This is a genomic window from Acinetobacter vivianii (genome assembly GCF_014635885.1).
GTDB classification, from domain to species: Bacteria; Pseudomonadota; Gammaproteobacteria; order Pseudomonadales; family Moraxellaceae; genus Acinetobacter; species Acinetobacter vivianii.
Window position 1 is genome coordinate 1 of the sequence record NZ_BMDR01000005.1, and the last position, 14,170, is coordinate 14,170.

12 protein-coding genes are annotated in these 14,170 nt (G+C 39.7%); 7 read left to right on the forward strand and 5 right to left on the reverse strand.

Annotated features, from left to right (window positions below; genetic code table 11):
* From IEV36_RS11065 to IEV36_RS11080, 4 genes are all read right to left on the reverse strand, one after another.
* Positions 1-125, reverse strand: a 125-nt coding sequence (locus IEV36_RS11065; protein ID WP_276530047.1) for a CoA-transferase, incomplete at its 3' end; no start/stop codon positions are given.
* A 130-nt stretch (positions 126-255) separates the two neighbouring features.
* Positions 256-1,176 (reverse strand): catechol 1,2-dioxygenase, encoded by a 921-nt coding sequence (catA, locus tag IEV36_RS11070; protein WP_004771120.1) that lies wholly within the window; start codon positions 1,174-1,176, stop codon positions 256-258.
* A 119-nt stretch (positions 1,177-1,295) separates the two neighbouring features.
* On the reverse strand, positions 1,296-1,586 hold the full coding sequence (catC, locus tag IEV36_RS11075; protein ID WP_004771121.1) for a muconolactone Delta-isomerase: 291 nt from the start codon (positions 1,584-1,586) through the stop codon (positions 1,296-1,298).
* A 14-nt stretch (positions 1,587-1,600) separates the two neighbouring features.
* Positions 1,601-2,710, reverse strand: a complete 1,110-nt coding sequence (locus IEV36_RS11080; RefSeq protein WP_004771122.1) for a muconate/chloromuconate family cycloisomerase — start codon at positions 2,708-2,710, stop codon at positions 1,601-1,603.
* Positions 2,711-2,814: 104 nt separating this feature from the next.
* On the opposite strand from IEV36_RS11080, the gene catM reads away from it, so the two are divergent.
* The 7 genes from catM (at position 2,815) to IEV36_RS11115 (ending at position 11,519) form a co-directional block, all read left to right on the forward strand.
* Positions 2,815-3,732: a cis,cis-muconate-binding transcription regulator CatM gene (gene catM / locus IEV36_RS11085; protein WP_005256535.1), complete on the forward strand. Its 918-nt coding sequence runs from the start codon at positions 2,815-2,817 to the stop codon at positions 3,730-3,732.
* 541 nt (positions 3,733-4,273) lie between these two features.
* A complete protein-coding gene (locus tag IEV36_RS11090) occupies positions 4,274-5,569 on the forward strand; it encodes a serine hydrolase domain-containing protein (protein ID WP_005256536.1) in 1,296 nt (431 codons plus the stop codon).
* A gap of 321 nt (positions 5,570-5,890) precedes the next feature.
* The gene (locus tag IEV36_RS11095; protein ID WP_005256538.1) at positions 5,891-7,156 is read left to right on the forward strand and encodes an OprD family outer membrane porin; all 1,266 of its coding nucleotides are present in this window, start codon (positions 5,891-5,893) and stop codon (positions 7,154-7,156) included.
* A 567-nt stretch (positions 7,157-7,723) separates the two neighbouring features.
* Entirely contained in the window at positions 7,724-8,611 is an 888-nt protein-coding gene (locus tag IEV36_RS11100; protein ID WP_005256540.1) for a LysR family transcriptional regulator, read from the forward strand.
* Positions 8,612-9,134: 523 nt separating this feature from the next.
* Positions 9,135-9,482, forward strand: a complete 348-nt coding sequence (locus tag IEV36_RS11105) for a DUF3649 domain-containing protein (protein ID WP_005256541.1) — start codon at positions 9,135-9,137, stop codon at positions 9,480-9,482.
* A gap of 4 nt (positions 9,483-9,486) precedes the next feature.
* The gene (locus IEV36_RS11110; protein WP_005256542.1) at positions 9,487-11,184 is read left to right on the forward strand and encodes a PepSY-associated TM helix domain-containing protein; all 1,698 of its coding nucleotides are present in this window, start codon (positions 9,487-9,489) and stop codon (positions 11,182-11,184) included.
* Complete coding sequence (locus IEV36_RS11115) at positions 11,184-11,519, forward strand: DUF3325 domain-containing protein (protein WP_005256543.1); 336 nt, start codon at positions 11,184-11,186, stop codon at positions 11,517-11,519. Before IEV36_RS11110 ends, IEV36_RS11115 begins: the two co-directional genes overlap by 1 nt.
* A gap of 85 nt (positions 11,520-11,604) precedes the next feature.
* On the opposite strand, the gene IEV36_RS11120 is transcribed toward IEV36_RS11115, so the two are convergent.
* On the reverse strand, positions 11,605-14,130 hold the full coding sequence (locus tag IEV36_RS11120; protein WP_005256544.1) for a TonB-dependent siderophore receptor: 2,526 nt from the start codon (positions 14,128-14,130) through the stop codon (positions 11,605-11,607).
* Between the last annotated feature and the right edge of the window lie 40 nt (positions 14,131-14,170).

Here is a 14,170-nt window from a genome sequence, read left to right on the forward strand (position 1 = left end):
TCGATAAGTCCATCAATCAGTTCAGCGGGTTGTCCTGCGGTGCCGAAGCCACCAATCATGATGGTTGCTCCATCCTTGATCTGTGACAGTGCCTCGGTCAATGAGAGCTTACTTTTATCAATCATAAGGCCAACCTTTGATACATGTTTTTAAATTTCTATACATGCCTGTTTTCATCAAAACTTTCATCACACGCGATGCATAGAAATTTAAAAACCGTGAGCTAATGAATAGCTCACAGTCATTTTTAGGGGATTAAGCACCAACGCGACGACGTTCAACTTCTGAACTCGGCGCACCTGCATGTTCTTTAACCAATTCGACATTAAAAGTAATGTGCTTGAATGGTTTGTTGAGACCACGACGAGCAATTTCTGCTTCATCTGTTACATCAACAGCAGTTGCGATAAGGCCTTCACGTGTTGCAAATGCGAAGTCATCCCAAAGGTATTGATCGCCTTCAATATTGAACTGTGTGGTTAATTTGCGATAGCCCGGCGCAGAGACAAAATAATGGACGTGAGAAGGGCGGTTACCATGACGACCTAATAGGTTCAGTACCGCTTGCGTAGTACCTTCTGGTGGGCAACCATAGCCTACAGGCATGGTGGTTTGTGCAACATAGTGACCATTTGCATCAGAAAGAATAGTACGGCGTAAATTGAAGTCTGACTGCGATTTATCAAAGAATGAATAGTTACCTAAGCTATTGGCATGCCACACTTCGACTTTAGCACCTTCGATAATATTGCCTTCAGGATCTGTCACTGTGCCTTCAATAAATAAGGTATCCACTTTGTCTGATTCAGAGCCATCATCCATACGGGCAAAACCAACGGATTCAGGTGCACCTGCGACATAAAGTGGGCCTTCAATGGTACGTGGTGTGCCACCCGTAATGCCTGCTTTGGCATCTGCTTCATCGGCACGTAAATCAAGATAATGCTCTAAACCTAAGCCAGCAGCCAGTAATCCAAGTTCATTGGCCTGACCTGCATCGGTAAAATACTCAAGACCTTTCCATAGTTCACTTTGCGAGATGTCCAGATCTTCAATCGCCTGAAAAAGATCACCGAGCAGACGAACTACAATTTGTTGTACACGTGGATTGACTTCACCTGTCGCGGTATCCACATTCATTTTTTTAACCAGTGCATCGATTTCTTGACGGTTCATACATATTCTCCTGAAGTATGATAATTTTTGGTGGCTAGCGAACTGGCTATTTTTGCTGGTTCCTTGGCTCGCCACATTCCTTGTTCAAATTCTGTTTTAACTTTGCCTGCTATGCGCGTTTAGCTGTCATCTTCACGAATGGCAGAGGGATGGCGATTTAAAGCCATCACTTCAATATTCATGTAGGGATATAAAGGCAGTCCCTGCAAAATAGTGTGTAATTCCTCATTACTTTCCACATCAAAAATACTGATGTTTGAGTATTGTCCCGTGATGCGCCAGATATGACGCCATTTACCTTGACGCTGTAAGTCTTGTGAATAAGCCTTTTCCACGGCTTTAATTTCATTGGCTTTTTCAGCTGGCATATCGAGGGGGATCTTTACATCCATTCGTACTTGGAAAAGCATGTCAACTCCTTGAATTATTGACGACGCAGGTTGTCGATTTTGTCTTGATCCAGTTCAATGCCGAGGCCAGGACCTGTTGGAATCTTGAGTTCAAAATTGCCATATTGAAGTGGTGTTTTTAAAATTTCTTCCGTGAGTAGCAGTGGGCCAAACAGTTCCGTGCCAGCGGCTAAATTGCTAAAGGTAGAGAATGCATGTGCAGAGGCAATGGTACCAACAGGCCCTTCAAGCATGGTGCCGCCATAGAGGTCAATCCCTGCCAGATTGGCGACTTTTGCAACGTCGCAGGCTTCGATCAGACCGCCAGATTGTGCAATTTTTACCGCAAACACTGAGGCTGCATTCGTCTTTGCCAGACAATAAGCACTTTGCGGCCCTGTTAACGATTCATCGGCCATAATGGCAATATCAAACTTACGGGTCAGACGTTGCATGGCATCAATATTATGAATTGCACACGGTTGCTCGATCAGATCAACACCGCCATCCTGAAGCATTTGAATCCCTTTAATCGCATTCAGTTCAGACCAGGCACGATTGACATCAACACGAATTGAAACATCCTTACCTAATGCCTTTTTAATGGCCAGAACATGTTCAACATCTTGTTCCACCGGACGTGAACCAATTTTTAATTTGAAAATATTATGGCGCTTTAGCTCAACCATTTTTTGTGCTTCAGCAATATCTTTTTCGGTATTGCCAGAAGCAAGTACCCAAAGTACAGGCACGCTATCACGTAAGCGTCCACCGAGGACTTCACTGAGTGGCAGCCCTAAACGTTGTGCCTGAATATCCAGCAAGGCTGTCTGGATGGCGCATTTGGCAAAACGGTTACCATTGATATTTTGTTGAATAATTTTTAGGGTTTGTGCCACATTAAAACCATCCAGCGTTTTTAACAATGGCGAAAAGTACTGCTCAATATTGGTTTTGACACTTTCAGGACTTTCTTCCCCATAACCCAAACCACCAATGGTCGTCGCTTCACCCCAACCAATAAAACCATCTGCTGTCGTGATTTTAATCAGTACTAAGGTTTGGGTTTGCATGGTTGCAACCGCCATCTTATGTGGACGGATGGTTGGAATCTCGACAAGTAAGGTTTCTATGGATTTATACATCTTTGGTATTTCTTCAATCTTTGCCTATTTACATACCCTAAATTAATGTAATATTTAGAACTAGGCTGAATTTGGTATTTTTAGATACTTAAAAGGTATATTAAATGGAATTAAGACATCTTCGTTATTTCGTGACGGTGGTAGAGGAACAGAGCATTACCAAAGCGGCGGAAAAGTTATGTATTGCGCAGCCACCTTTAAGTCGGCAGATTCAAAAACTGGAAGAAGAACTGGGTATTTTGTTATTTGAACGTGGTTCGCGACCTGTGAAAACGACAGAAGCAGGTCAGTTCTTTTATCAGCATGCGGTACAGATTTTGACGCATACCGCCCAAGCAGCCTCTATGGCAAAACGCATTAGTACGGTCAATAAGATCGTCCGTATTGGCTATGTCAGCTCATTGCTATATGCATTGTTGCCACAGGTGATTTATTTATTCCGCCAAAATCATTCCGAGATTCAGGTCGAGTTGATTGAACATGGCACTAAAGACCAGATTGAAGCATTAAAACTGGGCAAAATCGATTTGGGATTTGGGCGATTACGAATTAGTGATCCTGCAATTAAACGGATTTTATTGCGCAAAGAAAAACTCAAATTGGCCATTCATAAAAATCACCATTTAACCCGTTTCATCGATCAGGGCATTTATCTGTCCCAGATTATTGATGAGCCTATTTTTTCTTATCCAGCCACGCAAAAGCCAAACTTTTCAACTCTGATTCAGTCGATTTTCACGGATTTGGGACTGGTACCTAAAGATATGGTTGAGGTTCGTGAAATTCATATGGCTTTAGGTCTGGTCTCCTCTGGTGAAGGTATTTGTATTATTCCTGAGAGTGCCAGTGACATTGGCATGAAGAATCTGGTCTATATTCCTATTCTGGATTTGGAGGCATACACTCCAATTTCATTGGCGGTACGCAATATGGATCAAAGTCCCTATCTCCCTCAGATTCTGGAATGTATTAAACAGGTATTTGAAGAAGAAGGAATTCCGATACAACTTGATGGTGATTGATGCAATCTCAAAAAAACAATTATTCAGGAGCGGTCATAAGGACCGCTTTTTTGATGCAATATGATGATGAGCACAATAAAACCAGACTTAAAAGGTATAACTATATACTTCACTATGCATAGAAAAATCACATTAATTATTCAAATAATAAAATTAAGTCAACTACTCGTATTTTAATATTTCAAACAAGTCATTTGTATTTGATATACAGAACAATAGCTTTGGGTTGGTAGCGCTCTATTTAACTTAGAAAATGATGTTGCTCTTATATTAATCATAAAAATGAATGAGTTGTGAAGTTTAACCAGCCACAATTAAATGATGACGATGTTTTTGAATAGATCAATTGAATAGAAATAAGAATGAAATATTTTCTATTCTTTAATCCATATTTAAATTTCAAGTAACTAATTTTAAAAACATTTTTTTAATGTGTCTGCAAACCAACCAATGATAACCGTTTTATAGGAAGATCACGGACGACAATGTTGTGGCGAATGGTTGAGTCAATTAACTAAAAATCTACTAAGGGAAAATGGAGATGAAAATCGCAAAAATTAGTTTACTGTTGGGCGGTATGATCGCCAGCAGTATCACATGTGCGGAATATAGTTGTCAGCAGCTTGGACTAAAAGATTGTCCTACGACAGTCGATCAGGAATTACCTAACCCACATGAAATGCTCACATGGACACAAAAACAGCGGGTGATTGGTTTCCGAAATACCTTCCGCATTTATGATGGCAGTGTTTTTCATCCAGATCAGAAAAATGTACTGGCGTTACCAAAGTTAAAGAGTGGAATAACAAATAACGATATCCATTATTCTGTCGACGGTAAAAATTACCGTTTAAATGATTATCTAAAAAATCAAAATGTTGCAGGTTTAATTATTTTAAAAGATGGCAAGATTGCCTATGAATATTATGCACATGGCAATGATGAGACAACGCTATGGACTTCACGTTCAGTCGCGAAATCTATAGTCGCAACATTGATTGGCGTTGCCATTCAACAAGGAAAAATCAAATCAGTAAATGATCCAATCATTCAATATTTACCTGATTTAAAAGGAACGGCATGGGAAAAAGTGACACTGAAACAATTAATGCAACATACCTCCGGCGTTGAATGGAATGAAAACTATAAAGATCCAAATTCAGATTTTGCAAAGATGACCTATTGTGAGGCTGTAAAAGATCCTGAAGCATGCGTATATAAAAATGTGAAACATCTGAAAGCTAAATATAAGCCGGGAACGGTTTGGTCATATAATACGGGGGGCGCATATCTTGTTGGTAAAGTATTAGAAGCTGCAACTCATGAAAATATTGCTAAATATCTAGAAAATAATGTCTGGAAGCGTGTCGGTATGGAGCGAGAAGGCGTATGGCAATCTTATGAACGCAATAAGATTGATATGGGCGGGCATGGTTTTAATGCAACTTTGCGTGATTATGCACGTTTTGGGCAATTTATCTTAAATGAAGGTCGTGTTTCTAATGGAGATAAAATGTTGCCTGAAAATTGGACGGCAATAGCGACTCAATGGAATCAGGCCAAAGGTTCAGTTACTAAAAATTATCCAAAGGGAACGTATGGTTTTCAGTGGTGGAATTCACAAGCCAAGCGAGGTTCACCTTTGACGACTCCGCATGCTGACTCAACATTCTGGGGCCTTGGAATCTTTGGACAAATGTTAGGAATTAACCCGAAAGACAAGATTGTCATGATACAATGGAGCACATGGGAAACAGCACTACCATCAGCCCAATTAGATAATGAAAAAAGTTTATTCTTCAATGCCGTAAGCAAGCATCTGACAGAGAAAAAATAACAGAGAATAAAGGCTATTCTTTATTGGGATAGTCTTTTAATTTCTATTGTTTCAAAGACTAAGCATTGTTGCAGTATTTAAATACCTTGTATGCATGACGTGGAGTCGATATGACTTAAAAGGTATAACTATATACTTCATTATCTATGGAAAATTACATTAATTATTCAAATAATAAATGCAGCTTAGACTTTTCTTTAAATATATTTTATTGGATTTTGGATATTTAAAGGAAATGGGAGTTTGGTTTAAATAACAAGGCAAGTAGCAAGACTTTACTTGCAGTAACAAGAATTTTAAATACTCAGGAAAGGATTTCCCATGTTAAAACTGAATACGCTGTATAAAGCACAGCGCGTTGCTTTATATACTCTTTTTGGCTGTCTCAATGTCAATGCCGCTTATGCTGATTTCTTGGAAGATAGTGAAAAGAGTATTTATTTACGTAATTTCTATGTCGAGCGTGATTTTAAAGGTACCAATCAAGACTTGGGCAGCTGGTCACAAGGTGTGTCAGGACGTTTCGTATCAGGTTATACCGACACACCGATACAAGTCGGTTTGGATTTAGGCTTTCAATATGCGCTGCGTTTAAATGACCGTTATGATGAACGGTTAGATACGGTGTTTAAATATGATCAGCATGAGCGACGCCAAGAACGTGATTACTTAAAGCTCGGTGCGACCTTAAAACTAAAATATCAAAATACAGAGCTGAAAGTGGGGGAGCTTTTTCCTAAAACATCTGTTTTATTTATTGATGACTCACGACAACTGGTTACGACCTATGCGGGGGCAATGTTAGAAAATAAAGATGTGAAGAATCTAAAAATATCTGCGGGACGTTTTACTCATGTCAATGCACGCGATGATGATGAGTATAGAAAATTCACATTAGGTAACTCGACAGATCCAGCGAAAAGAAGCGATGGACTCAATTTTCTAGGGCTAGACTATAATTTTACGCCGAATTTATCTGGGGCTTACTGGTTTGGCCAGCTCGAGGATATTTACCAACAACATTATGTCAATGCTGCCTATACAGAGCAGGTTAAAAACAGCAAGTTAAAAGTTGATGCGCGCTATTTTAATTATAAAGAGGACGGCGACGCTTACTTTGGTGATATTGATACTCAATCAATTGGCTTGCAAGCCAGTGTCCAGAATGGGCCACATACCATTGTGACAGGTCTGCAAAAGCATATGGGAGAGGACAATATTCCACTGTTAAATGGTTACGTTCCTCAAGCCTATTTACAGAGTTGGTCTACTATTGCTTTTTACAAAGCAAAAGAATTGACGTGGCATATCTTATATAGTTATGACTTTAAGGATCATGGCGTACCTGGGCTAAAACTGACCTTACGTTATCTGAATGGTAGTGAAATTTATCGGGAAGGTTTTGAGGACAATAAAGAAACCGAGAAAAATGTCATTATCAATTACACCGTACCTGAAGGAAAATTCAAAGGTCTTGGTTTCGAATGGCGACATATTCGTGCTGATATTAAATATGGTGCAGGAAATAATCCGGGAACTGATTTTGTAGAAAATCGAATTTTGTCGACTTATACCTTTAAGTTTTAATTGAAATGATATTCTGCTTTATTGAGGGATATTATTTTATTCACTATTATTCTAATGGTTAAATAGAGAGCTAATATTTTAGTCATATAACTGTTAAATTAATTTCTAGTTGAAGAATCTCTTTTCATTTGCGCTGATCTGAGAAAGTTTAACAATTAATCTTCAACTAGAAATTTGAATAGTGAATCATGTTTTCACTATATTCTCTAAGGAATTCTCAAGCGTTATTGGTCTCTCCTTTTTAATTTCTAGTTAAAAAACGAAGCTCAATATAACATTAAAAAAACAGGGGTATTTTTGAAATAAATTCACTTAATTGTTTCCCATATGGAATCAATAATGAGAATTTATCTTATTTTGTAGTGTTTTTAAGACTGTTTGTTGAGTAAATGTAAACATAAGGTGGTTTCTATTTATCTGGATGAGCTTATTAAACATTAAAGTTTAGTTTTTTCATCACTTTAAATTTTTAATTAAAAAATTCAACCAATCATGAGTTAATAATAAAACCCTATTTTTTTAATTGTTGTTCCATATAATTCACAAAATTTAATTTGTGGTTTTTTTATGATCAGTGCAAGAGAGTTGGAAATTTTTGTTTATTCCGCTGAAAATTTAAACCTTAAAATCGTTGCTGAGAATCTCGGAGTAAGTCAGTCAGTCATTTCTAAAAATATTAGCAGACTCGAGGAAAAAATTGGATTTATGCTATTTGATAGAAAAGCAAGACCTTTACAGCTGACACCATTAGGACATAAATTTTATTTTAAAGCATTTCATGTATTGGCTGAATTGAAACAGCTCAGTAATTTTCAGTTTTTGAATGAAAATATACAGGAAGTAAAAACAGATTTTGACTTAAGAGTGGGCATTCCACATACATTAAATAGTAGTTTATCTCCATACATTGTCGATGCTTTTGAGCAAGTTGAAATTGTGAATGGATGGGGGAAAAGCTTAATTCTATTATTGAATGACCATGAAATTGATACAGTAGTCATTTTATTGCCTACGAGCCAGATACCAGACAGTAAAGAGAACTGGTCTTTGTTGGGAACCGTGCCGCTGGTGATTATTGGGCGTAAAGAAATGGTGCGAGAGTATAAGAGTCTAGATGACTGTAATCGTACGGGCTGGGTGTTAAATCCAGAAGGATGTGGTTTCAGAGTAGATTTAAATAATCGACTGATGAGCCAAGGGAAAAAGCTACATATCAGACATGAAATTTTTGGCACCAAATCACAGTTAGATTTTGTAGAGAAATATGAAGGCATTGGCTTGGTTCCACAGCCGTTTTTTGAATATTACAATGAACTGAATAACACCTTGGCGGTACTGGATATTCAGGATTTCAGGTCGGAAATGTATGTGTTTTTAGTGGCTAGGCCAAATGTACCGCAAGATAAGTTAAGCAAAGTGATGGAAATCATTAAGCATCGATTTAAGTTTGATTGAGGGAAGGCCATTCATGAATAGATGTATGGATGAGCTCTTCAATTGTTAACTGACAGAATAAGTTCCTTTTGATCCATGTAGTAAATAAAATTTTATACGGTTCACTCCATTTTATTAATTAAAACAAATAACTATATATTTAAAAAATAGTTTTTAGACAATTTTTTCTCACTGTTCAAAGCTTAAACATCAGCATTTTTATAAAATAATGATAATTATTATCATTATTGTTCTTTTTGTTGATTTTGTGTATTATTCGTTGAATTTTTTAAGGATAAATTAAGATTGATCTAAATTTATTCTCATTTTTACCTGAGAAAAGGATGTGCAGGCAATTGCCTACCTTAAGTTACGAAAGGTAGAAATTTAGAATGAGATGAGCGGTGACACAACATTGGCATTGTCCATGCGTGGATCTGTGATTTCTCAAATGATTTAAATCTTAATTTTTCTTATAGACCGCTCTCCTGAATATAGAAGTGTTGTTGATTTCAAACGATCAGCAGTTTTCTTGGTATCTCTTATGACTATTGAAGCCTCGATTCCTTTGGTTTCCACAAAACGGACGACTAAAAAACAAGTTGAACAATCATCATTGATTCAATATCGATTGATGATTTTTTCACGTTTTGTACTCGCAATTTTTGGGGGATATTACTTTGCCGCGATTGCAACGATGTTGAGTGGTTATTTATTTTCATCGGAACCCCTCAAAGCCAGTGCCGTATTTAGCGCGACCATGCTGGCTTTTGTGATCCATTGCGCCATATTCATCTGGGTGTTTATGGTCAATTCAACCCTGAAAGTGTGGTTGGGTGTGGTGATACCGAGCCTGGCGATGACAGTGTTGTATTGGTTTTTAAAAGGGTAAGGTCATGCGTGTAGATGGTAAAAATGAAGGTCCACGCCAATCAATGTCATGGTTACATACCTGGACCAGTCTTTTACTGGGATGGTTGCTCTATGCTGTTTTTCTTACGGGAACACTGAGTTTCTTCCAAAATGAAATTACAGTCTGGATGAAGCCAGAACTGCATCAATCCGTGAATACTACTTCACAGCAACAACAATTAACTTATGCACTGCAATATTTAAATCAAAAAGGACAAAGTGCCGAGAGCTGGAATATCCGTTTTGCCAATGAAAGACAGCCAGCCATTATGCTGAATGTCCGTCAGCCAGGTGAAGGGCGACGTCGTGGTGGTGAAATTTATCTGGATGCACAAACTGGTCATGAAATTAAAGCCAGAGAAACGCGTGGCGGTGGTTTCCTTTATCGCTTTCATTTTGAGCTTTATGGTATGCCGCGAATTTGGGGGCGCTGGATTGTGGGTATTGCGACACTGTTGATGTTTGTTGCGATTATCAGTGGCATTATTACCCATAAAAAAATCTTCAAGGATTTCTTTACTTTCCGTCCTGCCAAAGGCCAGCGTTCATGGCTGGATGCCCACAATGCAACGGCTGTGTTTGCCTTGCCATTTCATATCATGATTACCTTTAGTGGTTTGTTGCTCTTGATGCATTTATTTATGCCGTGGGCAATGAACACGCACTATGGCAATGTTCGAAATTTTTATCAGATTTTAAATGAACCCGTTGCCCAAACACCTGAACAAGCACGTTTACTGGCAGAGCAAAAGCAGAAAGAAGCAGCTGAAGAAGGACGTGGCAATCGAGGTGGTGGCCGTCGAGGTGAGGCCGAACAGGCAGCGCCAGTACTTGCCGCAGCACCGATGGTGAATTTGACAACATTGAGCCAAAGCGTGCAGCAGGGTTGGGGCGATAATCCGATTTCCTCTATTCGAGTGAATCAACCGAATACTATTGAAGCTGATGTGCAATTTAATGCCACGCGTACCACCACATTGCTGGATCGGGAAAGTGTTCCTTCACTCAAGTTTAATGCGGTAACTGGGCAACCAATTGATGAAGCCAAGCCCGTAAATTCAGCATCAAAAGCTATATACACGTTGGTGACATGGTTGCATATGGCACGTGGTGTGGATTCTGTCTTGCGCTGGTTATTATTTTTATCAGGTGTCTTAGGCACGATGATGATCGCTTCCGGTTTGATTTTGTGGGTTGTGAAGCGCATTCCAGATGTACAAAAGCTTGGTTATAAACCCTTTGGACATCGTGTGGTTGAAGTTCTGAATATTACAGCGATTACAGGTTTACCAATTGCCTGTGCAGCTTATTTCTTTGCTAATCGGGTTATACCTGCACAACTGGCAGAGCGCTCACCCTTAGAAATTAATGTGTTCTTTATTGTCTGGTTATTGTGCTTGGTTCATGCTGCTGTACGGGCACATCGTCCAGCTTGGCTAGAGCAACTGGCTTTGGCTGCTGCGATGTTCCTGTTTATCCCAATTCTGAATTTTGTTACAGGCGGGCAGGCCTTATGGATGAGTATCTATCATGGACAATGGATGATCGCCAGTTTTGATCTGGTCTGCATTATTTTAGGGCTGATCTTTATCTATTCTTATTACAAATTAAAGCGTTATCAAGGTCTACCGGTTAAGCAGAAAAAACAGCCTAAGGCTCAGTCGGCACAGGAGCAAGCATAATGGCAGCATGGATGTTGTGGTGCGTTGCCGTGGTGGCGCTATCGAGTCTGGCGTGCGGAATGAGTAAGCATCAACGCGATATTTTTACATCCCCAATCTCGGCTCAAAATAGCAGACGTTTTGAAATTGTAGGGTGGAGTGTTTTGTTGCTCTCTGCTGTCGCTGCAATATATTTAAAAGGTGCTTCGATCGGTTTGTCAGAATGGTTGGGTTGTATCAGCTTTGCTGCTTTGGCGGTAGGGCTGTTATTGACTTATCACCCTAAAAAATTATTACAGGCCAATGTGATCGCGGCTGCTTTATTCGGACTGCTGCTGATTGTGAGTTTGATTTAAGATTTGGCTGCATTGTAGTTAAATAAAAAGAGGAAACTAAAGTTTCCTCTTTTTATTTGTGCATGAGATATAGGGCTAGCTTGGCTTACCAGTCATATTTCAAGCCCACACGGAAATTGGTCGGTGCACCATAATAGCTATTGGTGGTCGCCAAGTGGTATTTTTCATTAAATAGGTTATTCAAATTGAAATTCACCACAAGCTGATCATTGACTTTATAACGTGCCATCAAATCAACTAAAGCATAGCTGTCTTGGGTAAAACGAGCACCATTTGGTCCACCAGTTTGATAAATTTCACTTTGCCAGCGCACACCACCGCCCACAGTGATTGCTTCATCCAGATAAGGCAGGGTATAGGTGCTAAACAGTTTGGCAGTATTATTCGGAATAGTGGTATCTAGGTTATTGCCTTGATTATTTTTAGACAGGTTACGGGTAAAACTGGTTGAGATTTGCCAGACATCTGTGATCTTACCTGTGGCTTCAAGTTCAAAACCACGACTTTCGGTTCCCGATTCAGCTCTATAAGCTTGAGAACCATCAGGTGCTTTTGCACCCGTGATTTCTACAGCTTTATTATCTTCCTTAACCTGATAAATGGCTGCGCCAATATTTAACTGATTATCGAAGAATTCACCTTTAATTCCCAATTCGGTACTATTACCGATGACGGGTTCGATATAACTGCCAGTCATGGTTTTCTTATCTTGGGGTGAGAAAATATTGGTATAGCTGGCGTAACCTGTCCAATGCTCTGTGAAATCATAGGTTAGGCCAATATAAGGAATAACTTTTCCTTTTTCTTCCTGCTTGGTGTATTCCGTAGAATTCTTTTCATTATTATGATCACCCGTAACACGTTCCCAGTCTTCAACACGTGTCCCCAAAATGACTGCCAGATCATCACTTGCTTTTAAACGTACTGCACCAAAAATGGATTTGCTACGATCATCTCCGCTATACCAACCATCGATTTGAGTGGGTGGACGGCTTGGAGTATGACCATCCCATGTAAAAATATTATCAAGCTTGCCTTCCCATGACATGCCATTGTTCCAGCCAGAATAGGTTGGGCGTTTGTTTTTACTTTGAGTATAGGTTGTACCAAGAACCACATCGTGAGTTTGATTTAACAAATCAAATGAACCATTCAAGGTTAAATTAAACAAATCCTGAGTCGGTCGATAGTCCCAGCGGGTTGCATAGAGCATGGCACCACTACCTGTCGCTTTATCAATTCCTGTATTTGAAAAGGTATAGCCAACAATTTCATCTGAATCGGTAATGGTGCGTGATACCACGCCTTTTAATTTCCAGCGGTCATTCAGTTGATGCTCTAAATCTGCAAAGAAAGCAGTTGTAGTGCGGTCAGAACCTGTCCAGCTTGCTGCTGCTGAATCTGAGCGCGACCAGTCAATCAGAGAACCATCGGTATAAAAACTTGGTAAACCCCCACGTGCCACACCAGAAAGGTTCATTTGTTGGTAACTAACACCAAGGCTACCTTTGGTTTTTTCACTGAGGTCTGCTTCTACGACAGCATAAGCAACTTTGCGCTCTTCATTATAGCGGTCAATATAAGAGTCTGAATTTTGGTAGGCAAATAGGGTACGTCCACGGACACTACCAGAAGCATTTAAAGGGCTGGATACATCAATATCGGTACGGTAATAATCCCAAGAACCTAAATCTACACTGACAGAGGCTTTAAAATCCTGCAAAGGCTTTTTACGAACCATGTTAATACTGGCACTTGCGGTACCTGAGCCTGTCATCAAGCCGTTGGCACCACGAACTACTTCAACCCGATCAAACAGCGCCATATCCTGACTCTGGAAAATAGCCTGATAAGAACTCATGAGTTTGACACCATCCAGAAGATAGTTATCCACTTGTTGACCGCGCGCATAAATCGGGGAGTTATCACTGCCGATACTTCCACCTTGTTTAATCGAAAGGCCTGCTGCCTGACTGACCACATCCGTCAGCTGGGTCAGGTTCTGATCTTTCATTTGTTGGTTGGTAATCACACTAACCAATTGGGGTGTTTCTTTGAGTGTCAGAGCCAAACCCGTCGAGGCTGTTGTTGCCTTGGCTGTATATGACCCAGAACCTTCAGTGGTGAGATTCTGACCTTTATCCGCACTCAAGTGAATCGTTGCTAATTGCACCGCACCAGTTTCGCCCCTAGTTTGATTCATATCATTCGCATTTGCTTTGGTACGAATTGCTTCTAATTGAACGACTTTAGGTTCAACCGCTGCTACAGTTGTTTTGGGTTGAATGCTATATCCCGCATTGGCAACTTTGACTGCTTCAAATGCATGTGGTTTGAGCAAAACGTCTAAAGCTGTTTCTACTGAATAATTTCCTTTGAGTGAAGCGTTTTTTATTTTAGAGAGTGTGGTCGAATCATAGCTGATGGTGGTACCTGTTTGAATCGCGAGCTGTTTAAGTGCTTGATCGAGTGTAGTTGAGCTAATTGAAATCTGATAAACATTTGCAGCATAAGCAGAGGTTGTTGCCATACTGACAACGCTAAGCGGCATGCCCCATAATATTGCGCGTACAGCCAATGCCAAGGTATTTTTCGCCTGATAATCCTTCATGTGGTCTTCTCGACTGGGAGTGTATTTCTCTATAAGTCGG

Bases quoted from the DNA above. Each gene is read 5' to 3' on its own strand.
- catA (WP_004771120.1), bottom strand. From the start codon at position 1,176: ATGAACCGTCAAGAAATCGATGCACTGGTTAAAAAAATGAATGTGGAT.
- catC (WP_004771121.1), bottom strand. From the start codon at position 1,586: ATGCTTTTCCAAGTACGAATGGATGTAAAGATCCCCCTCGATATGCCA.
- IEV36_RS11080 (WP_004771122.1), bottom strand. From the start codon at position 2,710: ATGTATAAATCCATAGAAACCTTACTTGTCGAGATTCCAACCATCCGT.
- catM (WP_005256535.1), top strand. From the start codon at position 2,815: ATGGAATTAAGACATCTTCGTTATTTCGTGACGGTGGTAGAGGAACAG.
- IEV36_RS11090 (WP_005256536.1), top strand. From the start codon at position 4,274: ATGAAAATCGCAAAAATTAGTTTACTGTTGGGCGGTATGATCGCCAGC.
- IEV36_RS11095 (WP_005256538.1), top strand. From the start codon at position 5,891: ATGTTAAAACTGAATACGCTGTATAAAGCACAGCGCGTTGCTTTATAT.
- IEV36_RS11100 (WP_005256540.1), top strand. From the start codon at position 7,724: ATGATCAGTGCAAGAGAGTTGGAAATTTTTGTTTATTCCGCTGAAAAT.
- IEV36_RS11105 (WP_005256541.1), top strand. From the start codon at position 9,135: ATGACTATTGAAGCCTCGATTCCTTTGGTTTCCACAAAACGGACGACT.
- IEV36_RS11110 (WP_005256542.1), top strand. From the start codon at position 9,487: ATGCGTGTAGATGGTAAAAATGAAGGTCCACGCCAATCAATGTCATGG.
- IEV36_RS11115 (WP_005256543.1), top strand. From the start codon at position 11,184: ATGGCAGCATGGATGTTGTGGTGCGTTGCCGTGGTGGCGCTATCGAGT.
- IEV36_RS11120 (WP_005256544.1), bottom strand. From the start codon at position 14,130: ATGAAGGATTATCAGGCGAAAAATACCTTGGCATTGGCTGTACGCGCA.